Annotated in this window: 18 protein-coding genes and 1 pseudogene; 11 read left to right on the top strand and 8 right to left on the bottom strand. The window is 68.2% G+C overall.

All coding sequences use genetic code 11. The features are described from left to right. Window positions 1-2 precede the first annotated feature (2 nt). Together HBE64_RS23300 and HBE64_RS23295 are read left to right on the top strand one after the other, a co-directional pair. Window positions 3-722, top strand: coding sequence for a response regulator transcription factor (locus tag HBE64_RS23300; protein WP_167107834.1), 720 nt, complete (start codon window positions 3-5; stop codon window positions 720-722). Then, the gene (locus HBE64_RS23295; protein ID WP_167107831.1) at window positions 719-2,041 is read left to right on the top strand and encodes a HAMP domain-containing sensor histidine kinase; all 1,323 of its coding nucleotides are present in this window, start codon (window positions 719-721) and stop codon (window positions 2,039-2,041) included. The genes HBE64_RS23300 and HBE64_RS23295 overlap by 4 nt, the downstream gene beginning before the upstream one ends. 9 nt (window positions 2,042-2,050) lie before the next feature. On the opposite strand, the gene HBE64_RS23290 is transcribed toward HBE64_RS23295, so the two are convergent. The 4 genes and pseudogenes from HBE64_RS23290 to HBE64_RS24930 all read right to left on the bottom strand — a co-directional run bounded on the left by HBE64_RS23290 (window position 2,051) and on the right by HBE64_RS24930 (window position 7,905). Further along, entirely contained in the window at window positions 2,051-2,428 is a 378-nt protein-coding gene (locus tag HBE64_RS23290; protein WP_167107828.1) for a DUF3054 domain-containing protein, read from the bottom strand. Further along, on the bottom strand, window positions 2,415-3,671 hold the full coding sequence (locus tag HBE64_RS23285) for a M23 family metallopeptidase (protein WP_167107825.1): 1,257 nt from the start codon (window positions 3,669-3,671) through the stop codon (window positions 2,415-2,417). The genes HBE64_RS23290 and HBE64_RS23285 overlap by 14 nt, the downstream gene beginning before the upstream one ends. A 168-nt stretch (window positions 3,672-3,839) precedes the next feature. Then, window positions 3,840-4,877, bottom strand: a pseudogene (locus HBE64_RS23280) (YbhN family protein); the annotation flags it as partial. Window positions 4,878-4,968: 91 nt separating this feature from the next. Further along, window positions 4,969-7,905 carry a hypothetical protein gene (locus tag HBE64_RS24930; protein ID WP_167107822.1) on the bottom strand — a complete coding sequence of 979 codons (2,937 nt, stop codon included), beginning with the start codon at window positions 7,903-7,905 and terminating at the stop codon, window positions 4,969-4,971. On the opposite strand from HBE64_RS24930, the gene HBE64_RS23270 reads away from it, so the two are divergent. Next, window positions 7,898-8,215, top strand: a complete 318-nt coding sequence (locus tag HBE64_RS23270) for a hypothetical protein (RefSeq protein ID WP_167107819.1) — start codon at window positions 7,898-7,900, stop codon at window positions 8,213-8,215. The two genes, HBE64_RS24930 and HBE64_RS23270, sit on opposite strands and share 8 nt — an antisense overlap. A 347-nt stretch (window positions 8,216-8,562) precedes the next feature. Continuing rightward, window positions 8,563-9,714 (top strand): AI-2E family transporter, encoded by a 1,152-nt coding sequence (locus HBE64_RS23265; protein ID WP_167107816.1) that lies wholly within the window; start codon window positions 8,563-8,565, stop codon window positions 9,712-9,714. A gap of 41 nt (window positions 9,715-9,755) precedes the next feature. Here HBE64_RS23265 and HBE64_RS23260 read toward each other — a convergent pair whose 3' ends face one another. Genes HBE64_RS23260 through trmB form a run of 3 tightly spaced genes read right to left on the bottom strand, consistent with a single transcriptional unit; the run spans window position 9,756 to window position 14,185 of the window. Further along, complete coding sequence (locus tag HBE64_RS23260; RefSeq protein ID WP_167107813.1) at window positions 9,756-12,686, bottom strand: MMPL family transporter; 2,931 nt, start codon at window positions 12,684-12,686, stop codon at window positions 9,756-9,758. A 48-nt stretch (window positions 12,687-12,734) separates the two neighbouring features. Beyond that, window positions 12,735-13,433 (bottom strand): NYN domain-containing protein, encoded by a 699-nt coding sequence (locus HBE64_RS23255; RefSeq protein ID WP_167107810.1) that lies wholly within the window; start codon window positions 13,431-13,433, stop codon window positions 12,735-12,737. Further along, complete coding sequence (gene trmB, locus HBE64_RS23250; RefSeq protein ID WP_167107807.1) at window positions 13,430-14,185, bottom strand: tRNA (guanosine(46)-N7)-methyltransferase TrmB; 756 nt, start codon at window positions 14,183-14,185, stop codon at window positions 13,430-13,432. The genes HBE64_RS23255 and trmB overlap by 4 nt, the downstream gene beginning before the upstream one ends. A 99-nt stretch (window positions 14,186-14,284) precedes the next feature. Here trmB and HBE64_RS23245 point away from each other — a divergent pair, with 99 nt between their 5' ends. From HBE64_RS23245 to HBE64_RS23215, 7 genes are all read left to right on the top strand, one after another. Continuing rightward, complete coding sequence (locus HBE64_RS23245; protein ID WP_208300535.1) at window positions 14,285-15,238, top strand: hypothetical protein; 954 nt, start codon at window positions 14,285-14,287, stop codon at window positions 15,236-15,238. Next, window positions 15,235-16,656, top strand: a complete 1,422-nt coding sequence (locus HBE64_RS23240) for a hypothetical protein (RefSeq protein WP_167107804.1) — start codon at window positions 15,235-15,237, stop codon at window positions 16,654-16,656. Before HBE64_RS23245 ends, HBE64_RS23240 begins: the two co-directional genes overlap by 4 nt. Before the next feature lie 179 nt (window positions 16,657-16,835). Continuing rightward, the gene (locus tag HBE64_RS23235; protein ID WP_167107801.1) at window positions 16,836-18,662 is read left to right on the top strand and encodes a phosphoenolpyruvate carboxykinase (GTP); all 1,827 of its coding nucleotides are present in this window, start codon (window positions 16,836-16,838) and stop codon (window positions 18,660-18,662) included. Window positions 18,663-19,051: 389 nt separating this feature from the next. Then, on the top strand, window positions 19,052-20,284 hold the full coding sequence (locus HBE64_RS23230; RefSeq protein ID WP_167107798.1) for a sodium:proton exchanger: 1,233 nt from the start codon (window positions 19,052-19,054) through the stop codon (window positions 20,282-20,284). Between the two features lie 65 nt (window positions 20,285-20,349). Next, window positions 20,350-21,099 carry a carbonic anhydrase gene (locus tag HBE64_RS23225; RefSeq protein WP_167107795.1) on the top strand — a complete coding sequence of 250 codons (750 nt, stop codon included), beginning with the start codon at window positions 20,350-20,352 and terminating at the stop codon, window positions 21,097-21,099. A 46-nt stretch (window positions 21,100-21,145) separates the two neighbouring features. Continuing rightward, complete coding sequence (gene fadD4, locus HBE64_RS23220) at window positions 21,146-22,714, top strand: fatty-acid--CoA ligase FadD4 (RefSeq protein WP_167107792.1); 1,569 nt, start codon at window positions 21,146-21,148, stop codon at window positions 22,712-22,714. 14 nt (window positions 22,715-22,728) lie between these two features. Next, entirely contained in the window at window positions 22,729-23,682 is a 954-nt protein-coding gene (locus HBE64_RS23215; protein WP_167107788.1) for an enoyl-CoA hydratase/isomerase family protein, read from the top strand. Here HBE64_RS23215 and HBE64_RS23210 read toward each other — a convergent pair. Continuing rightward, complete coding sequence (locus HBE64_RS23210) at window positions 23,660-24,382, bottom strand: GntR family transcriptional regulator (protein WP_167107785.1); 723 nt, start codon at window positions 24,380-24,382, stop codon at window positions 23,660-23,662. The genes HBE64_RS23215 and HBE64_RS23210 overlap by 23 nt on opposite strands. Window positions 24,383-24,413 lie beyond the last annotated feature (31 nt).

Genomic DNA, 24,413 nt, shown 5'->3' with positions numbered 1-24,413 from the left:
CAATGCGGGTAGGTCAACAGCCCGCGCACGAAGGCGCCGGCCGCACCGTCCTGATGGTCGATGACGACCCGGACGTGCGAACGTCGGTTGCGCGCGGGCTGCGGCATTCCGGTTTCGACGTCCGAGTGGCTGCGACCGGCAAGGAAGCGCTGCGGTTGCTCTCGACCGAGAACCACGACGCGTTGGTTCTCGACGTTCAGATGCCCGAGCTCGACGGGGTGGCCGTGGTGACAGCGCTGCGCGCGCTGGGCAACGACATCCCGATCTGTGTGCTCTCGGCACGCGACACCGTCAACGACCGCATCGCCGGATTGGAGGCGGGCGCCGACGACTATCTGACCAAGCCCTTCGATCTGGGTGAGCTGGTGGCGCGGCTGCATGCACTGCTGCGCCGGGCTGCCAATTCCGCCGAGGGGTCCGACTCTGTCACGATCGGACCGCTGACCATCGACACCGCCCGCCGGCTGGTGTTCGTCCAGGGTGACCGGGTCGAGCTCACCAAACGCGAGTTCGATCTGCTGGCGGTGCTCGCCGAGAACTCCGGTGTGGTGCTGTCCCGGCAACGGCTGCTCGAACTGGTCTGGGGTTACGACTTCGACGTCGACACCAACGTCGCCGACGTGTTCATCAGTTATCTGCGGCGCAAGCTCGAACGCGACGGGGTGCCGCGGGTGATCCAGACCGTCCGCGGGATTGGGTATGTGCTGCGGGCGGAGCCGTGAGGTGGCCGGGACGTAGCACCTCGCTGCGCACCCGGGTCGCCATCGCCGCCACGCTGGCCGCTGCGATCGTGGTGGCGCTGCTGGCCGTACTGACCTCGATCGTTCTCGCGAATAACGATGTGGCCCAACTAGATCGGCGACTCGAATCGATCGTCGACGCGAGCATGTACCCGGAGCAACTCCAAGATCCCCGGCACGGTGTCCTGACGACGGGACGATCCCGCTCGACCGGGCAGGTGATGTTTCAGCGTGGCTTCCAGTTGCCGCAGCTTCCTCCCGGCACGGCGACCGTGAGCGTCAACGGCGTCGACTACCGGGTCCGGACCGTGCCGGTCGATCAGGCCGGTGGGATTCTGGTGTCGATCGGCATCCGCGAGGACAGTCTGCTGTTGAGCCGGGCCCGGATTCCGGTGTACATCCTGATCGGTTCGACTGCCCTGCTGGTCGCCGCCGGGCTGGGCTGGCTGCTCGCCGGGCCCGCGGTGCGGCCCCTGCGCCGGCTCACCGAGCAGACCCGCCGCCTCGGTAAGGGCACCGAGCAGATGGAGCCCGTGCACGGCGCCAAGGAGGCCGAGGATCTGTCGGAGGCGATGGCCCAGATGTTGCGCCGCCTCGCCGATGCTCAAGCGGCAACCACGAATTCACTTCAGGCCGCGCAGGATTTCGCCGCCAACGCCGCCCACGAGTTGCGCACCCCGCTGACCGCGATGCGCGCCGACCTGGACACCCTGCGCATCCACGATCTGCCTGCCGAAGAGCGCGCCGAAGTGGTGGCCGACCTGTCGCGGGCGCAGCGGCGGGTGGAGGCCATCATCACCGCACTGGGCCAGCTGGCCTCCGGGCAGCTGGCCCGTGTCGAGGACCGCGAGCCGATCGACGTCGCGGAGCTGCTCGATCGGGTGGCGCGGGAGAACATGCGCTCAGACGCCGAGGTCCAGATCACGGTCGAGGCCGACGACCCCGGCACGATCTGGGGCTGGCCGGCCGGCCTGCGGCTGGCCGTGGACAACCTGGTCCGCAACGCGGTAACCCACGGCGCGGCAACGCGTATCGTTCTCACCGCCCGTCGCAGCGATTCTGATCTGGTCATCACCGTTGACGACAACGGGCGCGGCCTGCCTGCCGAAGAACACCATGTCGTGCTCGGCCGGTTCGCCCGGGGCAGCACCGCCTCGGTGGGCGGTTCCGGTCTGGGCCTGGCTCTGGTGGCTCAGCAGGCCGCGTTGCACGGCGGCGGGATCGAACTGTCCGACGGACCACTCGGTGGTTTGCGCGCCACCTTGACGGTATCGACGGGCGCGCCGGACACGACGGCCTGACTGTGCGGACTAACCGCGGCGTCTGCCCACCAACGTCACCGCAGCCCGCCAGCCGAGAAGCAGCAACGCCGTCACCAGTGAGGCCACCACGACGAAGCTGACCGCCACGCCCTGAGAACTGGCTTTACGCAACAACATTCCGATGACAACGGTGGACACCCACACGATCAGGCCCGTCGGAGCCACAGCTGTGGGAGCCCGCCACGCCCGCGCCAGCAGCCAGCCGGCCAGCGTTCCCGACAGGAACGGCCACGCGGTCTCAGCGATGCCGCCCAGCGTCAGGCCTTCGGCGTGGCTGCGGCGCCCGATCGCGCAGAACACCACGACCATGACGATGTCAGCCGCCAGTGCCGTTGCAATGGAATGATTTTCGCTACGACTGTCCATACGTCATCACATCCAATACCAGTGGGCTGACATCGGTGTGCTCACTCGGCTGGAAGGCCGGTTGCATCACCGCGGGTTCACCGGCTTCCAGCCGGTCGACTTCGGCCGCCGACGCCAGCCGGTTGACCAGCCGGAAACCGGTGAACACGAAGGGCAGCCCGTCGGAAACCAGCGGGTCCGGACTGCTCATCACATGGAAATGCAGATGCGGCGCACTGGAATTGCCGCTGTTACCCAGTTGGGCGATCGTCTGATCGGCGGTCAGCGCATCGCCGACCTTGACCCGGATGCTGCCCGGTTTCAGGTGGGCGTAGAACGCGTAGTTGCCGCCGCCGAGGTCCTGGACTATGTAGTTGCCGCCGTACTGCTGCAACGTCAGTCCGGTGGGATCCTTGCCGGGCACCTGGTCGGGCTGGTCGTCGACCACCGCTATCACCGGCCCGTCGGACACCGCGTGGACCGCCGCACCGTAATAGGCATAGCTGGCCAGGTTCTCCCGGTCACCGTTGAAAAGCTTTCCATCAGGCTGCAATTGGACGTAGTCGACGGCGAATCGTTCGGCCGCCCACAGCCCGCCGTTGAGCGGGTTGACCGCCATGCGGTGAGCGGTCATCGCACAACAGCTGTTCCCGTCGAGCCAGTTCGCCCCGTCCAGCGGTGGGGCGATGGCAATCGGACTGCGTTGTGCCACCTTGGTCGGCGCCACGGACTCGCTCAGCGTCGGCGGCAGCAGAGGAGGCGCCGGCGTGGCCACCGAGATCGACACCCGATGGGTCAGTTTGGTGGGAGTCTGGGCACCGGTCGACAAGTCGATGGCGATATCGATCCATACGAGTGCGCTCTGGCCCGGTCCGATCTGGTCGGTCGGCGCGCCGCCGTTGCCGACCACCCGCGTCCAGTAGCTGAGTTGTTCGCCGGTCAGCGACAGCAGGGTTCGGTCACCGCTGACGACGTCGACCGAATTCAGGGTGACTTCCTGGCCGAGCATGTTGCTCAGCTGCACTTCGTAGGCGAGATGGGTCTTGCCGTCGGTGGCCGGGACCGGTACGGGTTCGGCCACCACGGATCCGACCACCGGAGTGAAGGCTGCCGGTTGGCTGGCTGTCGAGGTCTTCGTCGCCGGCACCGTCACCGTCGACTGCGAGGTGATCGTCGTCGTGGTGGTCGTGTCCGTACACGACACCGCTGTCAGCATCGCGAGCGCGCACACCGCGGCCCACGCCCCCTGCCCCCGTCGCCACATTGTTGAATCCAATCACAGTCCACGCTGGCACCGGTCAGCGTCTGCGGTCGTCCTCACCGCCGGGTTCGGGTGGTGGAAGCGGCCCCTGCAGGGCGCTGTCGCCGGGGTCGTCGAGCCGGAGCTGATCGGCGGCGTCCTCGGCGGCGAGCTCCTCGACGACGGCATCGGGATCCAATGCACCCTCGGTGCGGAACATGAAGAAGAACACCACCCAGCCGATCGCCGAAATGAAGATCCAGCTGACCAGGCGATAGATCAGCATCGCCGAGATGGCGTCGGGCAGCGTCATCCCGCTGGACACCAGACCGGGGACCAGCACGGCTTCCACCACCAGGAGGCCACCCGGCATCAACGGGATCGACCCGACCGCGCGGGCCGCGGCGTAGGCCACGGTCAGCCCGGCAAGCGACGGCTTGCCGCCGGCGGCGTAGGCCGCGAACGCCAGGCAGGCGACGTCGGCCACCCAGTTGAACAGCGACCAACTGAACGCGACCCCGAGTTCGCGGCGGTTCAGGCTCACCGACTCCAGCTGGCTCAGCGTCGCGCGCCACTTGTGCAACCCGGTCTCCGGTGGCTTTCCTCGCACCGAGTTGACCCAGCCCAGCACCCTCGCCCCGATCCCGTCGATCAGTTCGGGACGGGTCGCCACCGCCTGGGCGAGCAGCAGCAGCGCGATGAAGCCGCCGAGGGTGAACAGCAGTGAGAACGGATTGTTCTTGGCGCCCAACAAGAATGCACCGCCGAGGCCCAGCAGGGCCAGGCCCACCACCTGCAGGGCGCCTGACATCACCAGCTGCCAGGACGCCACCACCGGCGAGGCGCCCCAGGTGCGCTGCTGGCGGTAGACGAAGGTCGCCGAGAGCACCGGTCCGCCCGGCATGGTGGTGCTCAGCGCGTTGCCGGCGTAGAACGCCGCCTCCGAACGCCACTGGTGCACGATCACCCCAGCCGACCGCAGCAGGGTGCGCTGAATCTGGGCGAAGCTGTGCATCGACAGCACGGCGGCCGCGACCGCGGCCAGCACCCACCACCAGTTGGCGGTCAGTAGGCTCATCCACGCCTTGGACAATTGGTCCCACACCAGGGACGCCTCGACGGCCAAGACGATCAGCGCAACGCCGATCACCGCCCAGCGGACCCACCAGTACTTCCCGCGTGCCGGCGGTTCGTGTTCCTCGCGGGCGGCGTCGACCGGCGCGTCGTAGGACACGTGGTTCAGGGTAACGGCGAAGGGTGCTCTCGACGGTGTCCGTCGCGGGATGTCGGTCGATCATCGGGCCAGATCGCCCGCGGCCACCTACGTGGTGGTCGTGGGTGCGTTGGCCGCCACGATCGTCAGGTCGTAGTCGGCGACCTGCCAACCGGCCAGGAACACGCCGATCGGGATGGCCTTGCCCTGGCCGACATTCGGGATCTGGGCGGTGCCCGCCGGCGGGTTGTCGGTCATGGAGCTGTCGTTGACATATACCAGGCCGTTCGCGAGATCGACCTGGGTCACCACCGCGGCGTGATCGGCTTGGGTGTAGCTGGTGTCCTTGTCCGGGATGTAGCCGATGCCCGCCCCGGTCCAGACGATCGCGACCGGATAGGCGACCATCGCTGCTTTGCCCTCGGCCAGTGCGGCCTGCAGATCGCGCAGCGCCACCTGGCCGCCGGCCTGAGTGGGGTCATACAGCGTGCGGGTGGCCGTCACGTTGTAGTGCTGCTCCATCAGCGCGATGGCGTCCACTGTCGCGACACCGATATCGGTGTTGGCGTCCAGGTACATCTTGTCGCCGGGCCGGGCCACGCTGTCGGTGGTCTTGGCCCAGGTGACCCACTGCTCTTCGATATCGGCCGGGGGTGTCAGTCCGAGGGCCTGCATGACCGCGGATGCCGCAGCCTGCATCTGGCAGTTGGAGTAGCTCTGGCTGACCCAGAACTGCTTGGCCTGCTGGGCGTTGCCGTACACCCCGGTGCCGGCCACCGTGACGTTCACCGGCTCCGCGATGGTGTCGGGCTTCGCCGCACCGACCATGATCGCCAGCGAGTGCAGCAGTCCCTGAATCATTCCGGCAATCCCAGGCAGCTTCGCCTGGGTCCCGTTGTCGACGCTCACCGTGAACGAGTCGGTGATACCAGGGTTGATCAGCGCGTCGTTCGCCGTGTAGATGAACGTGCCCGGCTGCTCACCGGCGACGACGGTGCCGTACTTCGGCTGCTGGGTGATCGTGTAGGTCACCCCGTAGCCGTTGTTGCTGGCACCATTTGCGGTGACCACGATCTGCTTGTTCGGCCCGGTGCCCTGGCCGCCGACGTCGAAGGTCAGGCTGGGCGCGCGGTTGAAGAAGAGATAGCCGATCTGACGGCCGATCTCGGACAGGAACGCCTCGGGCCCCGCGGTGATGGCATGTGCCCACGCCGACACCGATGTCGGGAGTGCGGCCGCCGCGGATCCCACCGCCGCGACCGCACCCGCGGTGGGAGTTCCGTTGGCGCCGCGTCCGCCGTTCGTACCACTGGACCCGTTGGGCGTGCCGCCGTCGGCGCCCTCACCGGCCGCGCCGCCCTGACCGCCTGTCCCGCCGTCACCGCCGGCGCCGCCGTTACCGCCGGTGCCACCGTTGCCCGCGGTGGCGGTGCTGTTGCCGCCGGTCCCGCCGCCGCCGGCCGATCCGCCGACACCGCCCTGGCCGCCGGCGCCACCGTCGCCGGCGCCTCCGCCATTGCCCCCGTTGCCGCCGTTGCCACCCTGAGCGCTGCCGTACGCGCCGGTGCCGCCGGCGCCCCCGGCGCCCCCGTTGCCGCCGTCGGCCCCGCTGCCGCCGACCGCGCCTGGGCCGCCGTTGCCGGCCTTGCCGCCGCTGCCACCGACCGTCTGATCGGTCGACGTACGGCCGTTGCCGCCGTCGCCGCCCTTACCGCCCTTGCCGCCGGCGCCGCTGCTGCCGGCCTCGCCGTTGGCGGCGAAGACGAAGAACACCGCTCCGGTGCCTGCCGCGCCTCCGGCCGCGCCGCCGGGACCACCGGCGCCGCCGTCTCCGCCGTTGCCGCCGAGCAGCCCGGTGTCGATGGTGTTCGTCCATGGGGAGTAGCCGGTCCCGCCCTGGCCGCCGTCCCCGCCGGCGCCACCGTTGCCACCATTACCGCCGGCTCCGACGATCCAGCTGCCGTTACCGCCGCGACCGCCCGAGCCGCCAGCGCCGCCGGGCGAACCTGCAGTGCCGTTGATGGAGTTGCCGGGGACCTTGCCGGGATCGGCGCCGTTGATTCCGACGTAGCCGTCCTGTCCCAACCCGCCGGCACCGCCGTCGCCACCGGCGCCGAAGACCGACAGCAGACCCACGCTGCCGCCGTCTCCGCCGTCGCCACCACCGATGCCGCCGTTGCCGCCGTTGCCGCCGTTGCCTGCCCACAGACCGCCGCGCCCGCCGGTGCCGCCGTTGCCGCCGTGGTCGGTGGCGGTGACGCCCTTGGCCGGGCTGTCGCCGCCCACGCCGCCGTCACCGCCGAAGGCCAGCAGAGAGAACAGGCCGCCGCTGCCGCCGTCTCCGCCGCGTCCGCCAAAGCTGCCGCCGCCGCCTGCCCCGCCATTTCCGGCGGCCGCGCCACCGTCGGCCTTGGTGCTCCAGATCGTCAACAGGCCGGTGTCCCCGCCGTTTCCGCCGGCGCCGCCGGTCTGTCCGTTCTGGATGGCGGCACCACCGGCGCCGCCATCGGCGCCATCGCCCAGGAACAGGCCGCCGTTGCCGCCGCGGCCACCATTTCCGCCGTGGTAGGCCCCGGTCGACCTGCCGCCGTTGCCGCCGACACCGCCGTTGCCGGCCAGACCAGCCGAGCCGCCGCGGCCTCCGGTCGATCCGGCCGTGACCTGCGCGCCCGCGCCGCCCGCGCCGCCGTTACCGGCGATCAGGCCGCCGCGGCCGCCATTGCCGCCGGCACCGCCGTTGACGGTTGCCACACCGTCACCACCGGCTCCGCCGTCACCGAACCAGCCGGCGCTGCCGCCGTTGCCGCCGTTGAATCCGTTGCCGCCGTTACCGAAGACTCCGCTGTTGCCGCCATTGCAGGCAGTACCTGCCGAGCAGGTGTCCGCGTTCCAGGAATAGCCGTTTCCGGCGAGAATCCCGCCATTGGGGTTGGTGGGAGTGCCGTCGCCAACGAAGATCCGCAGGATGCTCTCGGCTGTCGGGGGAGTGAAGACTGCTGCGGCCCCCGGGGTGGACATCACCGAGGCTGCTCTGGGAGTGTCCACCGTTTCGGCGCTGCTCGCCGTAGTGGTGATCCGAGTTGCGGCTGCGGGTTTCCTGGTGGATGTGGCTGCCGTGCTCGCCGCCGATGCGGAGTCACCCTGTGCCGGCTGCGGCTTCTTCGCGGCTCGCGACGACGCGGAGTGTCCGGTCGATTTCGGTGATCCACCGGCGGTGGAACTACTCGACGCCGACGGTCCCGTCGATCCGGTCGCGCCGCCGTCGTCAGCCGACGCCACGGGCATCGACGCGATTGCCGCTCCCACGCCCAGCGCGATGGCCGATGCCCCGATCCAGGTTGCAGCGTGCGAATGATGAAGTGCTGCAAGGCCGTACTCGACACGGCTCAGGCGCATGCCACCCTTCGCGGAGCCGTCGCGCCCGTGCTGAGCGGTAGCTTGTGACGCAGCAGTACCCATTGAACCCATACCCCCACCAGGGATCAGAAGTTTCACGAAGGTCGGTCTTCACGACGATCGACGGCCGACGAAACGGACTATAGGTCTAATTTTCGCCGCGGTCTATTACGGTCTTGATCTGTTTTGCCGGAGTTTCCTGCGGCGCCGTCTTTGGGCGGCTGGGGCCGCCGCGTCGGCCTGCGGGTTTGCGAGCCGATGAGTGTTCTCGCGGGCAACGATGTCGCCTGCTACTAGGCTTGCCTCATGCCGGCCACTCGTGATTCGGACAGCGATTCGGTAGATCCGCTGATCCGCAAGGCCGCCGCGTGGTCATGGCGCCTGCTGGTCATTGCCGGGGTCATCGCAGTACTGCTGTGGCTGGTCGCCAAGCTCCAGGTCATCATCGTGCCGGTGGCGCTGGCCACCATGGTGGCCGCACTGATGCTGCCGGCCGTCGACTGGCTCGACCGGCGCGGCGCACCGCGCGGTGGCGCGGTGGCGCTGGTGCTCCTGGGCGGCTTCGGGGTGTTCGGCGGGATACTGACTTTCGTTGTCAGCCAATTCGTTTCGGGCTTGCCGAGCCTGGTCGAGGAGGTCACCCGAAGCATCGACAGCCTCCGTGACTGGCTCATCGAGGGCCCGGCGCACCTGAGCCGTGAGCAGATCGACAACGCGGGCAATACCGCGATCAAGGCATTACGCGACAACCAGGAGAAGCTCACCACCGGGGCGCTGTCGACGGCGGCCACGCTGACCGAGATCATCACCGGCGCGTTCCTGGTTCTGTTCACCCTGATCTTCCTGTTGCACGGCGGACGCAACATCTACTCGTTCGTGACCAGGATCGTCCCGTCAGGCACCCGGGAGCGGGTGCGCGCGGCCGGCCGGGCCGGATTCGGCTCGCTGATCGGCTACGTCCGGGCCACCTTCCTGGTGGCACTGGTCGACGCCGTCGGCATCGGCACGGGCCTGGCCATCATGGGCGTCCCGTTGGCCCTGCCACTGGCGTCGCTGGTGTTCCTGGGTGCCTTTATTCCGCTGGTCGGTGCGGTGATCAGCGGACTGCTGGCCGTCATCGTCGCCCTGCTGGCCAAGGGCTTCGTCTACGCCCTCATCACGCTGGGGTTGATCGTTGCGGTCCAGCAGTTGGAGGCCCACATCCTGCAGCCGTTCGTGATGGGCCGAGCGGTCGCGATCCATCCGCTGGCGATCGTGCTCGCGATCGCTGCCGGCGGTGTGCTCGCCGGAATCGTCGGCGCACTGCTGGCCGTGCCGCTGGTGGCATTCCTCAACAGCGCCATCCGGGTGCTGGTCGCCGACAACCCCGACCAGGAGGCTGCCGAGCTCGAGGCCGACGACGGCGGCGTCGTGATCGACTCCGAACCTGACACGGTTCCGCCGAAATCAGCGAAATAGCCTGTCCCGGTTAAACTTTCCTGCCGATACCTGGGCTTCGGCTAGAGCCTGCCCTCCCGGCGCAGCAGGTCGGCCGCGCTGACTCCGCCACCGCGGCGCGGACGGTCTTCGCCCTCTTTCTGGCCGCGGGCGTTGAGTTTCTCGGTGGCCACCTCGGAGTCGCCCGACTCGGGGCGGCTGATCGGGATCGCACGGGTTTCCTCCGCTGAGAGCGCAGGCGGGACGTCGTCGGTGGCGGCAGGCGGCTTCGGAATGGCCGTGGTCGCATCCTCCGGGGCGGCCATCGCATGGGTCGGTTCGGCCGACGGCTGCGGCGGCGATGCGGGCGGGGTCTTGCCGCGCAGCTCGCCGAGCCACGACTCGATCTCGCGATCCGGGGCGGGGGGCTGGTCGGGACGGCTCGATCGGGCGGCCGCCGCGGCATTGTTCACCGCGTTGCGCACCGCGTTCTTGGCCACTGTGAACCGGGTGGTCGGTGCGTCGTTGGCCGGCACGCCCTGCGGGTCGGCCAGGCGGGCGGTACCCGCCGCCGACGGTGCGTCGTGCGGCGCGGGAGCAGGCGGGTACTCGCCGCGGCCCACCGCGCGGGGGGCCGCTCGGCCTCCCGGGTGCGTGGGATCGGGGGCCGGGCGGGTGCGCGGTTCGGGTGCGGCGGTCGCACCGGCCCCGACCAGTGCCTCGGCGGGCTCGCGGACGACCGGACGCTTGCGCTCGTCGGGCAGGTGCGTCTCGCCGAGACCGATCTTGACCTGCAGTCGCTTCATCCAGCGCGGCGCCCACCAGCAGTCGTCGCCGAGCAGCTTCATGATGGCCGGCACCAGGAACATGCGGACGATCGTCGCGTCGAGCAGCAACGCGATCAGCAGACCGAAGGCCAGATACTTCATCATCACCAGGTCGGAGAACACGAACGCGCCCGCCACCACGGCCAGCACCAAGGCCGCGGCCGTGATGAGCCGGCCGGTGGTTGCGGTGCCGATCCGGATGGCCTCGGTGGTGGACATCCCGCGTTCTCGGGCCTCCACCATGCGGGACACCAGGAACACTTCGTAGTCGGTGGACAGCCCGTAGATCACCGCGATGATCAGACCGATCATCGGCGCGAACAACGGTTGTGGCGTGTAGTTCATCAGGCCGGCCCCGTGCCCGTCGACGAACATCCAGGTCAGCACGCCCATCGTGGAACCAAGGGTCAGCGCGCTCATGAGCGCCGCCTTGATGGGCAGCACCAGCGACCCGAAGGCCAGGAACATCAGGATCGTCGTCGTGGTGATGAGCAGCACGACCATCAGCGGAAGTTTGTCGAACAGGCTGTGGATACTGTCCTGCTCCAGCGCGGGCGTGCCGCCGACGTACACCGATACGCCCTTCGGTGGGGCGATCGACCGCAACTCGATGATCTTCTTACCCGCGTCAGTTCGATTGACCAGGCCGTTCTGGATCACCCGCACGGACGGGTCCTTGGAGGCGCCGTCGAGGTAGGAGCGTTCCTTCCACATGGCGTCGGGATTGTTGTCCGGGTCGGTGAAACCACTGACCGACATGGCTTTGTTGCGAACCTCGGCGACCTGCTGATCGGTGACGGGCTGACCGTTGTTGCCCTTCATCACCAGCGTGATCGGCTCGGTGCGGAAGCCGGGGAAGATCTTGTCGAACTCCTCCTGGGCCTGGCGCACCGAGTTGTCCGGCGGCAGGTACTTCTCGCTGATGCCGCCGAGAGCCAGCTTCCCCAGCGGGATGATCAGCACGATCATGAAGATGACGATCGGGGCGGCGAACAGAATCGGCCGCTTCATCACCCGGTTGACGAGCTTGCCCCAGAAGCCGTTCTCGACCTCTTCGCGCGTCTTGGTCTTCTGCGTCTTCTCCGCGAACCAGTCGATGATCCGGCGCGAGAAGGTCCAGTTGCGCAGGAACGGCACCCGCAGCAGAGTGCGCACACCGAGGGCGTCGACGTTGGGACCGAGGATGGCCAGAATGGCAGCCAGGACGGTGATCGACAGGATCGCCGCCAGCATCACCGAGGCGATGATCGCGTAGGTGATGGACTTGAGGAAGCCCTGCGGGAACAGCAACAGCGGCAGCGACGACGCCACGATGATCACCGCGGAGAACACCACCGTGCGGCCCGACGTCATCATCGTGCGCCGGATCGCCGTCTCGGTGTCGTAGCCTTCGGCGAGTTCCTCCCGGAATCGGCTGACGATGAACAACCCGTAGTCGATCGCGATACCCAGGCCGATCAGCGTGACGACGGGCTGGGCGAAGAAGTGCACGGGGGTGACCAGGGCGGTCAACCGCACGATGCCCAGGGCGCCCAGGATGGACAGACCGCCGATGATCGCGGGAAGGCTGGCGGCGATCACGCCGCCGAAGACGAAGAAGAGCAGCACCGCGACCAGCGGGATGGCGGCCACCTCGGCGCGCTGCTGGTCCTCGCCGATGGTTCCGGTCAGCTCAGCGGCCAGTGGTTGCAGGCCGGCCAGCTTGACGTTGACACCGTCGATGAAGAAGTCCTTGTCGACCTTCTTGAAGTTGTTCAGGATGGTGTCGTCGTCATTGCCCTTGAGCTGGATCGACATGAACGCGTGCTTCTTGTCCGCGTCGGCCATGTTGGACAGCAGCTCGGGGCTCTTGAAGTAGCCGATCGACCGCAGGATCTCGTCGGGATGGTCCTTCTCGACCTGGGCGAGGTTGTCCAGGATCTTCTTCTTGAACGCCGGGTCGTCGACGGTCTTGCCGTCCGGTGCGGTGTAGATCGCGATGATGTGGCCGGAGGTGTCCCGGCCGTAGGCGGCGTCGGCGATCAGCGACGCCTTGACCGACTGACTGCCCTCGTCGTAGAAACCACTCTGTGTGACGTGCTTGCCGAGGCTGGCACCGTAGATGCCGCCGCCGAGGCACAGCGCGACCATGACTGCGATCACGATGTATCGGTAGCGATACACAGTTCGACCCCACCAGGCGAACACGTAATCTCCTAACTAAGTCTGTATGACCTGCGCATCGGGTTCTCTTGCTCAGACCCGCGATGTCAGTAGCGAGGACAGCGGCCGGAATGGCTGTAGCCACGCCCCTTGCTCTGGTAGCGAATCTAGGCCGATTCGCGGCAGCGGCTCTCGGAAAACACCAGGAATGTCCTCCAGGTCGACGAACTCCAAGGTATCCGACGCTAATGCCCAGCTCGCATGTTCGCGAAATCCGAGCACGGACACCGGGATGCCGGAGCGGGCGATGTCTTCCAGGGGGGCCCGGAACGCCTGACCGTCGGCCGAGGCCACCAGTACGGCGGCCAAGCCTTCGAGGTGGCGCTGCGCGATGTGGGCGAGCATGTCGCTGTCCACGTCGCTATCCTCGTCGATCTTCGGTTTGGCGAAGACCGCGAATCCCACGTTACGCAGCGCCTCGACCCATGGGCGGACGACATCGGCGCTGCCTGGGGCGATATTGGTGAATACCGTCGCCTCAGGTTCCACAGTGATGTCGGGTTGCCCGGCGGCGATCTCGCTGGTGCGGCCGAGCAGCCAGCGGCCGAGTGCGTCGAACCGGGGCCGGTGAGCGGCCGTGGGCCGGCCGCCGAGGATCGAGCCCAGGCCCATGTCGAGGTTCGGCGCGTCCCAGACCAGCAGCACCCGCTGTGCCGTGGGGCTCGTCACGTCGCTGTCGGCGGGTGGCACGTCGGGAACCGGGACGGGTTCCGTTTCTTCCATCACACTCATGGTCGCTTCATCCAGATGAGTTCGCTGACCGAGCTGCCCGCATCGTGCGCCTTGCCTTCGTACTTTGTGGTCGGCCGCTGCACCGACATGGGCAGTTCGTCGCCCTGGTCGGCCCGGCGCAGCAGCGGTTCGGCGTCGCCGACCTCGGCGATCTGCTCGGCGTAGCCGGCGTGGTCGGTCGCGGCGTGCAGGACGCCGCCGGGACGCAACCGGTCGGCGATGAGCGCCACGGTCTCGGCCTTGAGGAACCGGCGCTTGTGGTGGCGCGACTTCGGCCACGGGTCCGGGAAGAACACTCTGACCCCCGTCAGCGTCCCGGTCGCGAACATGTTCTCCAGCACGTCCATCGCGTCGCCCCGGATCAGCCGGATGTTGGTCACGTTCTCCCGGTCGATCGCGCTGAGCAATTGCGCGAGGCCACGCCGGTACACCTCGACGGCGACCACGTCGATGTCCGGCTCGGTCTTGGCCATCGCCAGGGTCGAGGTCCCTGTTCCGCACCCGATCTCCAGGACGACGGGGGCGTGGCGGCCGAACCAGGCGTCGGTATCGAGCAGGCCCGCGGCCTGCTCCCCGAATCGGGCCTGCGTGCCGATGTCGTTCCAGCGTCTGTCCCACAAGTCCTGCTGCGCCTCGGTGAGCGTCGAGCGCCGGTTACGGAAGCTCGTGACGCGGGGATAGCCATGCGCCGACCCGAGGGTTTCGGGCGCGGCGGAGCCACCCTGCGCATGCATCCGTCCATCGTCGCTCATAGACAGGGGTGTACCCGCATCGTGGTGCAGATTGATACCCAACAGTTGCCTACGCCGGGTGGCTCGCGCGCTCCTCGCGCTGATGCCACCATGACCGCCATGGCGGCGAACACCCGAGTGGCGGTCGGGGGCCGGGCCGGGTGCGGACGGCGCACGGTCTCCCGGGCGCTGCGTGCGGCCGGTGTCGAGGTCGTCGCGCCGGAGGTGCCCCACGATGTCGACGTCTACGTTCTGGCCGAGACGGCCAAACCGGAGGACCTGGCTGTTTTGACGGCACCGCTGCGGCCCTGTGTCGCGGTGCTCAACAAGGCCGACCTGACGGGGTTCGGTGGCCAGGGCCCCGTAGCGGCGGCCGCCGAGCGCTGCCGGCAGCTGCAGGACGCGATCGGGTCGCCCGTGCTGCCGCTGGCTGGCCTGGCTGCGCTGGCCGCCCTCGACGGCTCCGTGCTGGACCAGTCGGCCATGCAGGCGCTGCAGACCTTGACTACCGAACCTGCCGACCTGAGCTGCACCGACGGCTTCGTGACCGGCGAGCATCCCGTGCCGGCGCACGTCCGGGCGCGGCTGCTGGCCGGGTTGGACCTGTTCGGTATCGCGCACGCAGTGCGGGCCCTGCGCGACGGCGCCGACCGGGCCGGAGTGATGGCGGCGCTGCGGCACGCCAGCGCGGTCGACGGCCTGCTGACGGCGATCCACCGGCTGTCCGCCGCCGCCCGCTATCGCCGACTGGTCAGCGGATTGGCGGCCGACAGCCTCGGCAATGACACGGTGCTCGCCGCCCGGATGGCCGCGGCGATCGAGGTGGTCGAAGCCGACGGCATGCACGTGGACCGCACGCTCACCGAGCAGGCGCTGCTGCGGCGGGCGCGGGACTGGCAGCGCTACAGCCGCGGGCCGGTGTCGCGGCTGCATCAGTCGTGCGGCTCGGACATCGTGCGCGGCTCGCTGCGGTTGTGGGAGCGGGCCGGCGGAGTCCCGGAGCCGCCGGAGCCGCAGGGCCGGCGACATCGAACCCCGGAGCCGCAGGGCCGGCGACATCGAGCCCTGCCGTGAGTGACGACGCCGTCGACTCCCTGGTGTGGGCGGTCGATCCCGGCCTTCCGGCGCCGGCGATCACCCGCCGCGAGGTCGTACTCGTCACCGGTCCGTGGCTGGCGGGCACCACGAGCGTGGCCGACGCGTTGCGCGATCGCGTTGCGTCGCACACGTTCGTCGAGACCGCCGACCTCGGGCCCGGCGACGCCCCGGCCGCGGTGGTGTTCGTGGTGTCGGCGACCGCGCCGCTGACGGAATCGGATTGTGAGTTGCTCGACGCTGCGGCCGCCGACACCGACACCGTGATCGGCGTGGTGGCCAAGATCGACGTACACCGCACCTGGCGCGACGTGCTGGAGGCCAACCGTGCGCTGCTGGCCGCCCACGCGGCCCGCTACCGGGACCTCACCTGGGTCGGTGCGGCGCCGGCGCCCGATCTGGGGGAGCCGGTGCTCGACGATCTCGTCGCCGCGATCTCCGAGGCCCTTGCCCGGCCCGATCTGGAACGCCGAAATCGATTGCGCGCCTGGGATAGTCGCTTGTCATCTCTGGTGGCGCGGCTCGAGCGGGATGCTGCGGGCGTCGGCCCGGAAGCCCGGCTGGCGGCCTTGTCTGAACACCGCGCCGAGGTGTTGCACCGGCGCCGGGTGGAGAAAACCGAGCGGGCCATCGCGCTGCGCTCCCGGGTGCAGCAGGCCCGGGTGCAGCTGAGTTACTTCGCCCGCGGCCGCTGCACGTCGGTGCGCGCTGAACTGCAGGACGACGCGGCATCGTTGAGCCGCCGCGGGCGGGCACCGTTCGTCGACTACGTCCGTCGCCGGGTCGCCGAGGTGGTCGACGAGGTCGACGAGGGCATCTCAATTCACCTTGCCGATGTCGGCCGGGAACTGGCGCTTCCCCTCGACGTGCCGGCGGGCCCGCCCCTTGAGGTCGACGTCTCCGGTCCGCCGCTGCGCTCGCGTCGTCTGGAGACCCGGCTGATGGTGTTGCTCGGAGCCGGATTCGGTCTCGGGGTTGCGCTCACCGTGAGCCGGTTCTTCGCCGGGGTGGCGCCCCAGTGGACGGCCGCCGGAGCGGTCGGCGCGGCGGCACTCGGGATCGTCCTGACGCTGTGGGTGGTCGGAACCCGGGGTCTGCTTCATGATCGGGCGCTGCTCGACAGGTGGGTCAGCGAGGTCGTCGCCGGCCTGCGCGCGGCGCTGGAGGAGCGGGTCGCCACCCGGGTGCTGGCCGCCGAGTCAGTGTTGAGTTCGGCCGCCGCCGAACGGGATGCCCGGGACGCCGCCGCACACGACAAGACCCTGTCCGCGGTGGACCGCGAGATCCGTGAGCACGCTCAGGCTCGGGCGCAGGCGTCCACTGAGCGAGACAAGCGGATGCCAGTGATTCGGCAGGCCATCGAGGTTGTCACCGCGGAATTGGCCGTTGCCGGCTGAACTGAATCGATGAATCGGCAGATCTGAGACTTTCTGAATCGTTCCTGTGAGTGATCGGACATAATCCCGATTAACCGCGGGTATCTCACCCGCGTTAACCTTCTTGCAGGGACGACCCGTCTCCGCTAATTGCGGCATAAGGCCTGCATCCTGGCAAGAAACCTACGCAGGAGATACCGATGACTTCAGCGACCATTCCCGGTCTGGACACGGCACCGACCAAGCATCAGGGCCTGCTGGCCTGGGTACAGGAAGTCGCTGAGCTGACACAGCCCGACCGGGTAGTCTTCGCCGACGGATCCGAGGAGGAATACCAGCGGCTGGCCCAACAGCTGGTGGCCGCCGGCACCTTCATTCCGCTGAGCGATTCCGAGGAGCCGAGCTCGTACCTGGCACGCTCGGAGCCCTCCGACGTCGCGCGCGTCGAGTCCCGCACCTTCATCTGCTCCGAGCGTGAGGTCGACGCCGGGCCGACCAACAACTGGATGGCCCCCGCCGAGATGCGGTCGCTCATGACCGAGCTGTACCGCGGGTGCATGCGCGGCCGCACCATGTATGTCGTCCCGTTCTGCATGGGTCCGCTGGGTGCCGACGACCCGAAGCTCGGCGTGGAGATCACCGACTCCGAGTACGTCGTCGTCTCGATGCGCACCATGACCCGCATGGGCAAGGCGGCCCTGGAGAAGATGGGCGACGACGGGTTCTTCGTCAAGGCCCTGCACTCGCTGGGCGCCCCCCTTGAGGACGGGCAGGACGACGTTCCCTGGCCGTGCAACGACACCAAGTACATCTCGCATTTCCCGGAGACCCGCGAAATCTGGAGCTACGGCTCGGGTTACGGCGGCAACGCGCTGCTCGGGAAGAAGTGCTACTCGCTGCGCATCGCCTCGGTGATGGCGCGCGACGAGGGCTGGCTCGCCGAGCACATGCTGATCCTCAAGCTGATCTCCCCGGAGAACAAGGCGTACTACATCGCGGCGGCCTTCCCGTCGGCGTGCGGCAAGACCAACCTGGCGATGCTGCAGCCGACCATCCCCGGCTGGCGTGCTGAGACCCTCGGTGACGACATCGCCTGGATGCGGTTCGGCAAGGACGGCCAGCTCTACGCCGTGAACCCGGAGTTCGGCTTCTTCGGGGTCGCGCCCGGAACCAACTGGAGTTCCAACCCGAACGCGATGAAGACCATCGCCGCGGGCAACACGGTGTTCACCAACGTCGCGATGACCGACGAGGGCGGCGTCTGGTGGGAGGGCCTCGAAGGAGACCCGCAGCACCTGGTCGACTGGAAGGGCCACGACTGGACGCCGGAGTCCGGCACCCCGGCGGCCCACCCGAACTCCCGTTACTGCACGCCGATGTCGCAGTGCCCCACGCTGGCTCCGGAATGGGACGACCCGCAGGGCGTGCCGATCTCGGCGATCCTCTTCGGCGGCCGCCGCAAGACGACGGTGCCGCTGGTGACCCAGGCCCGCGACTGGCAGCACGGTGTGTTCATCGGCGCCACCCTGGGCAGCGAGCAGACCGCCGCCGCCGAGGGCAAGGTGGGTGCGATCCGGCGCGACCCGATGGCGATGCTGCCGTTCCTGGGCTACAACGCCGGCGACTACTGCCAGCACTGGCTGGACCTGGGCAAGAACGCCGACGAGTCCAAGATGCCGAAGATCTTCTTCGTCAACTGGTTCCGCCGTGGTGATGACGGCCGCTTCCTGTGGCCGGGCTTCGGTGAGAACAGCCGCGTGCTGAAGTGGATCGTCGAGCGCGTCGAAGGCAAGGCCAACGGCGTATCCACGCCGATCGGCACCGTGCCGCGGGTCGAGGATCTCGACCTGTCCGGCCTGGACGTCGAGGACGCCGACGTCCTCGACGCACTGAAGGTCAACGCCGCCGAGTGGCGCGACGAGCTCCCGCAAATCGAGGAGTGGTTCGAGTTCATCGGCGAGAAGCTGCCGACCGGCGTGAAGGACGAGTTCGAGGCGCTCAAGCAGCGTCTGGCCGAAGCGGACTGATTCGACCGCAGGCAGCGAGCCCCGGGCGCTTCGGCGCACCGGGGCTCGCTGCTTTTTCGGCTAGTTTGCGGCGGCATGAGTTAAGGACACCCGAACTCATAAATTTCATGGTCCTGATCAGCACATTCGAGCAGCAAGCCAGAACATTTTGATAGCCCTGCTAAGTTGCCTGGTTGTGCGACGTGGGCTAGCCTTACCTCCAGCGAAGGGGAGTAGTTCCTCCCGCGGCCCCCGGGCCGCAGAGCGGATGGTCGACATACTGGCGGCAGTGCTGCCCGGTCATCCACCGGAGAGTTGATCCGGCGAGCGAGACCTTCGGCCGACATGAACCGTGTCGACCCGAAGTCTCGCTATGCGTCACCTCGGGTCGCTAAGCCGAGGAACCGACCATGACCAGCGTCCTGTCCCGCAACGGCGATACCTCCCCCCTGTCGGGCCAGCGCCTGCTGTGGCGCTCCCTGAGCATCACCGCGCTGCTGATCCTGCCGGCGATGGTCACCCGGTTCGGCGGGCTGCACCCCACGCCCATCGTGTCGCTGCTGATCTTCGGAGCCGCCGTCGTGGCCGCCAGCTTCCTGCTGGCCTGGGCCGCCGAAGCCGCCCAGATCGACGTCTCGGGTGGTCTCGCGATCGCAGTGCTCGCGCTCATCGCCGTGCTGCCCGAGTACGCCGTCGACCTCTATTACGCCTACACCGCGGGCCAGCATGCCGAGTACACCCAGTACGCGGCGGCCAACATGACCGGCTCCAACCGTCTCCTGATGGGCATCGGCTGGCCGATCGTCGTCCTGGTCAGCCTCTATGTGGCCCGCCGGGTGACAGGGCGCAAGACCACGACCCTGATGCTCGATCCGGGCAACCGCGTCGAGCTCGGCTTCCTGCTCGTCGCCGGCATCGCGGCGTTCATCATCCCGGCCACCGGCCGCATCACGCTGACTCTGGGTATCGCCCTGCTGGCCTGGTTCGGCTTCTACCTCTACAAGCTGACCCGCGGGGATGTCGAAGAGCCCGAACTGATCGGCACCGCCGCCGCGATCGGCGCGCTGTCGGACCGGCGCCGCCGCATAACCGTCGTCGCGCTGTTCGTGATCGCTGCCGGCGTCATCCTGGCCTGTGCGGAACCCTTCGCGGAGAGCATGATCGGCGCCGGCACCCAACTCGGGGTGGACCGCTTTCTGCTGGTGCAGTGGCTCGCGCCGCTGGCTTCCGAGGCGCCGGAATTCATCATCGCCGTCATCTTCGCGGCCCGCGGCAAGGGCACTGCGGCCATCGCCACGCTGATCTCGTCGAAGGTCAACCAGTGGACCCTGCTGGTCGGCTCGCTCCCGATCGCCCACCTGGCCGGCGGCGGTGGGACCGCCCTGGTGCTCGACGGCCGCCAGATCGAAGAGGTGTTGCTGACCGCCACGCAGACGATGATGGGCATCGCGCTGATCCTGGCCCTGCGATTCCACCGCCATACCGCATGGATGTTGTTGGCGCTGTTCGTCATTCAGTTCCCCATCACCTCCACGCACGGCCGCATGATTCTTTGCGGCGTGTACGCGGTGCTGGCGGTCGCTGGCATGGTGATCAACCGGAAGCACCTGCTGGCGACGCTCCGCGCGCCATTCGCGAGGTAAAAGGGCACCGGCTGGAACTTTGCCGCGCTAGCCTCTTGGCGAGTCAGTCAAGAGAGGTGCTGGTGATGGACAACCTGATGTCGAGAAGGGCCCTGCTCGGGGCGGCCGGCGTGTCGGCAGCCGCCGCGGCCCTAGCGGCCTGCGGGGCGCCCACCAACACAGCGACGACAACCACCGTGACGGTGCCCGCGACCCCGGTGATCGCCACCGAGTCGCCCCGGCCGAACATCTCGGATGCGGACATGGCCCTCGCCGAGCTCAAGCAGGGCAACGCGCGCTTCGTCGAGGCGCGCATGATGCACCCCGACCAGAATCCGGAAACCCGGCTCTCGCTGGCAAAGTCGCAGTCGCCGTTCGCCATCGTGTTGAGCTGCTCGGATTCTCGGCTGCCACCGGAGGTCGTCTTCGACCAGGGCCTCGGTGACCTGTTCGTGGTGCGGGTCGCCGGCAATATCGTTGACCCCGCCGGAATGGGCAGCATCGAGTACGCCGTCGGCCACCTCGGCTCGCCGCTGATCGTGGTTCTCGGTCACCAGAACTGCGGCGCGGTGTCGGCGACGTTGGAGTCGCTGCAGACCCACCACCCACCGCACGGTGACGTCGCTGCGCTGGTCACGGCGATCACCCCCGCCGTCGCCGTCGCCGAGACACAGCCGGGTGATGATCTGCTGGCCAAGACCATCAAGGCCAACGCCGAGCAGTCGCGCGATCAGATTCTGCAGTCCAGTGAACTCAAGCCGGCCCTGGATTCGGGGAAGCTGAAGGTCGTCACCGGCTACTACAGCCTGGACGACGGCGTGGTCACGCTGGCCTGAAACACCTAGTCGACACCCGTCAAATCGGCTGTCGTAAAGTGCTCGCATGCAGATCCGTGAGCACGCCGAGGCCACCCCGGACAAGCCCGCCGTCATCATGTACCCGTCGGGCACGACCGTCACGTTCGGGGAGATGGAAGCCCGGGCAAATCAGTTGGCCCACTTGTTCCGTGAGGCCGGCCTGCGCGAGGGCGACGCTGTCGCGATCCTGCTGGAGAACAACGAGCACTTCCACACCGTGATGTGGGCGGCCCGCCGCAGCGGGCTGTACTACGTGCCGATCAACACCCACCTCACCGCAGCCGAGGCCGCCTACATCATCGACAACAGCGCCGCCAAGGCGATCGTCGGGTCGGCCAAGCTTCGCCCGGTGCTGGAAGGCCTGGCCGAGCAGCTCCCCAACGGGCTGCCCGAACTGCTGATCGTCATTGACGGAGCCGAATCGTCGGCGACAGACGCCTCCAGCGATCTGGACGGGTGGCACAGCTACCCGGAATGCGTTGCGGATCAACCTATTACACCCATCAGCGACGAGATCGAGGGCGATCTGCTGCAGTACTCGTCGGGAACCACGGGCCGCCCCAAGGGCATCAAGCGCGAGCTTCCGCACCTGCCGCCCTCGGAGGCGCCCGGCCTGATGACCATGCTGGTCTCATTCTGGATGAACCCCGACGGGGTGTACCTCAGCCCGGCGCCGCTGTACCACACCGCCCCCTCGGTGTGGTCGATGACGATGCAGGCCGCGGGCATCCCGGTGGTCGTGATGGAGAAGTTCGACGCCGAGGGCACCCTGGACGCCATCCAGCGCCACCAGATCACGCACGGCCAGTTCGTACCGGTGATGTTCACCCGCATGCTGAAACTGCCCGAGACAGTGCGTAACTCGTACGACGTCTCCAGCCTGCAGCGTGTCATGCATGCGGCCGCCCCCTGTCCGGTCGAGGTCAAGAAGCAGATGATCGACTGGTGGGGCCCGATCGTCGACGAGTACTACGCCTCCTCCGAGGCCATCGGCTCCACGCTGATCAGCGCCGAGGAGTGGCTGGCGCACCCGGGGTCGGTGGGCAAACCGATGGTGGGCAACCTGCACATCCTCGACGAGCAGGGCAACGAGCTACCGCCCGGCGAGCCCGGCGAGATCTACTTCGAGAGCGCGAACACGTTCGAGTACCTCAACGACGCCGAGAAGACCGCCTCCTCGCGGCACCCGAAGGGCTGGATGACCGTCGGTGACATCGGCTACCTCGATGACGAGGGCTACCTCTATCTCACCGACCGCCGCCACCACATGATCATCTCCGGCGGGGTGAACATCTACCCGCAGGAAGCCGAGAACATGCTCGTCATCCATCCCAAGGTGATGGACGCCGCGGTATTCGGCATTCCCGACGACGAGATGGGACAGCGGGTCAAGGGTGTGGTCCAACTCGTCGACCACGCCGAGGCCTCCGACGAGCTCGCCGAGGAGCTGCTGGTCTGGCTGCGCGAGCGGCTGGCGCACTACAAGTGCCCGCGGTCGATCTCGTTCGAGCCGCAGCTGCCGCGCACCGATACCGGCAAGCTCTACAAGCAGGAGCTGATCGCCAAGTACTCGGCGCCTGCGCCCACTGGGTAGACGAACGCAAACGAATGCTCCTCGTCGACCTCGCAGACCCGCCGCCCATCGGCGTGACCGGCGTACCCGGGGTCGTCGTGGCCATCGGCGAATCGTCCTCGCCGGAAGCGGAATTCTGGCTCGAAACAGCGACATTCGCACTCACTGACGTCGAACACGAAGACCGCCGGTTCGTCGCGGTGGACTCGGTCGCCGACACGGTGGCCGAGCTGGAGCAGCGTTGCGCACACTGGCCGCACGCGAGCGCGGTCTGCGATGACGTCCTGCGCTCTGTCGACGTCACCCGCCCGGCGTTTCCGGCGATCGTCACCGAGTCGCTGGCCTACTCCACCCTGCAGTCCGGTCCGGAGTTCGCCCGGTGGCTGGCGCAGCGCGGTCCCGCCCGGCTGCCGCAGATCGACGATCCAGTGCTGGCCGAGCGCGACGGATCCACCGTGCGGGTCATGTTCAACCGCCCGCAGCGGCACAATGCGTTCACCACGGATGCCCGCGCGCTGCTGCTTGAGGCTCTGACGGTGGCATTGCTGGACGACACCGTTACCGAGGTGGTGCTCGGCGGTACCGGCCCGTCCTTCTGCAGTGGTGGGGATCTCGGTGAGTTCGGGACCTTCGCCGACCCGGCGAGCGCACACCTGGCGCGGACGCGGCACAGCCCGGCACTGGCGCTCGACGAGCTGACCCGCCGGCTCGGGCGGGCACACCGCGCCGAGATCCACGGCCGCGTCCTGGGCAGCGGGCTGGAGATGGCCGCATTCTGCGGCTGGGTCAGCTGCCGGCCCGACGCGGTGCTGGGTCTGCCCGAACTCGCGCTGGGCCTGATTCCCGGAGCCGGTGGAACGCTGAGCATCACCCGCCGGATCGGGCGTTGGCGCACCGCGTATCTGGTGCTGTCCGGCCGCACCGTCGACCCGGCCACCGCGCTGTCGTGGGGACTGGTCGACGAGATCAGCTCGAGCGGCGCAGAGTGACCCGATAGGTGTACTGCTCGGGCAGGAAGTGGCTCACCGACAGTTCGACGGGCGTGCCGGTGGTATCGGAGTAGAGCCGGTCCACCCGCAGCATCGCATGTCCCGGTTCGCATTTCACCGCATCGGCGACGAGGTCGTCGGCCGAGGCGACAGTGATCAGCTGTGCCGCTTCGGCAATCGGCTCGGGCAGGTGCGGCTCGAGGATGCCGATGACGGTGTTGGTGCCCACAGCGCCGGAGAGCAGTTCGGGGGAGTCGATCACCCGTCGCGCCACCGGTTCGGGAAGGTGCACGGTGGTGACGACGAACGGCACTCCATCGTGGAAGCGGCGGAACACCACTGTGTAGACCGCGTCGTCGTCCAGGCGCAGCCGACTGGCCGCGTTGACATCAACCCGCCGCGAAAGTCCCTGCAGGACTTCCATCGTGGTGTCCTGCGACAGGTTCATCAGGTCCTCGATCGAGCCGAGCTGACGCAGGTACCCGCGACCGGTGGCATAGGTTCCCCGCCCGGGCACCCGATACACCACGCCGTCGGCGACCAGGTCCTGGAATGCGCGACGGACGGTCTGGCGAGACAGGCCGTACTGCGCGACCAGTTCGGACTCGGTGGGCAGCCGAACCCCCTCGGGGTAGGCCCCGGCCGCGATGTCGTCGCGAAGCCGTTGCCGCAGAACCTGATACGCGGGCTCGGGCTTCATGGCGCTCAGATTCCTCGCAGGATCGATGTCG

Origin of the sequence: Mycobacterium sp. DL592 (assembly GCF_011694515.1) — a bacterium.
In the GTDB taxonomy this organism is placed as follows: Bacteria; Actinomycetota; Actinomycetes; order Mycobacteriales; family Mycobacteriaceae; genus Mycobacterium.
The sequence above is the reverse complement of the archived record's forward strand: the minus strand, read 5'-3'. Positions and strand labels throughout refer to the sequence as shown.

What these genes read in the sequence shown, in the direction of transcription:
- HBE64_RS23300 (WP_167107834.1), top strand. Translation starts at nt 3, where the DNA reads ATGCGGGTAGGTCAACAGCCCGCGCACGAAGGCGCCGGCCGCACCGTC.
- HBE64_RS23290 (WP_167107828.1), bottom strand. Translation starts at nt 2,428, where the DNA reads ATGGACAGTCGTAGCGAAAATCATTCCATTGCAACGGCACTGGCGGCT.
- HBE64_RS23285 (WP_167107825.1), bottom strand. Translation starts at nt 3,671, where the DNA reads ATGTGGCGACGGGGGCAGGGGGCGTGGGCCGCGGTGTGCGCGCTCGCG.
- HBE64_RS23265 (WP_167107816.1), top strand. Translation starts at nt 8,563, where the DNA reads ATGCCGGCCACTCGTGATTCGGACAGCGATTCGGTAGATCCGCTGATC.
- HBE64_RS23255 (WP_167107810.1), bottom strand. Translation starts at nt 13,433, where the DNA reads ATGAGTGTGATGGAAGAAACGGAACCCGTCCCGGTTCCCGACGTGCCA.
- trmB (WP_167107807.1), bottom strand. Translation starts at nt 14,185, where the DNA reads ATGAGCGACGATGGACGGATGCATGCGCAGGGTGGCTCCGCCGCGCCC.
- HBE64_RS23245 (WP_208300535.1), top strand. Translation starts at nt 14,285, where the DNA reads ATGGCGGCGAACACCCGAGTGGCGGTCGGGGGCCGGGCCGGGTGCGGA.
- HBE64_RS23235 (WP_167107801.1), top strand. Translation starts at nt 16,836, where the DNA reads ATGACTTCAGCGACCATTCCCGGTCTGGACACGGCACCGACCAAGCAT.
- HBE64_RS23230 (WP_167107798.1), top strand. Translation starts at nt 19,052, where the DNA reads ATGACCAGCGTCCTGTCCCGCAACGGCGATACCTCCCCCCTGTCGGGC.
- HBE64_RS23225 (WP_167107795.1), top strand. Translation starts at nt 20,350, where the DNA reads ATGGACAACCTGATGTCGAGAAGGGCCCTGCTCGGGGCGGCCGGCGTG.
- fadD4 (WP_167107792.1), top strand. Translation starts at nt 21,146, where the DNA reads ATGCAGATCCGTGAGCACGCCGAGGCCACCCCGGACAAGCCCGCCGTC.
- HBE64_RS23215 (WP_167107788.1), top strand. Translation starts at nt 22,729, where the DNA reads ATGCTCCTCGTCGACCTCGCAGACCCGCCGCCCATCGGCGTGACCGGC.
- HBE64_RS23210 (WP_167107785.1), bottom strand. Translation starts at nt 24,382, where the DNA reads ATGAAGCCCGAGCCCGCGTATCAGGTTCTGCGGCAACGGCTTCGCGAC.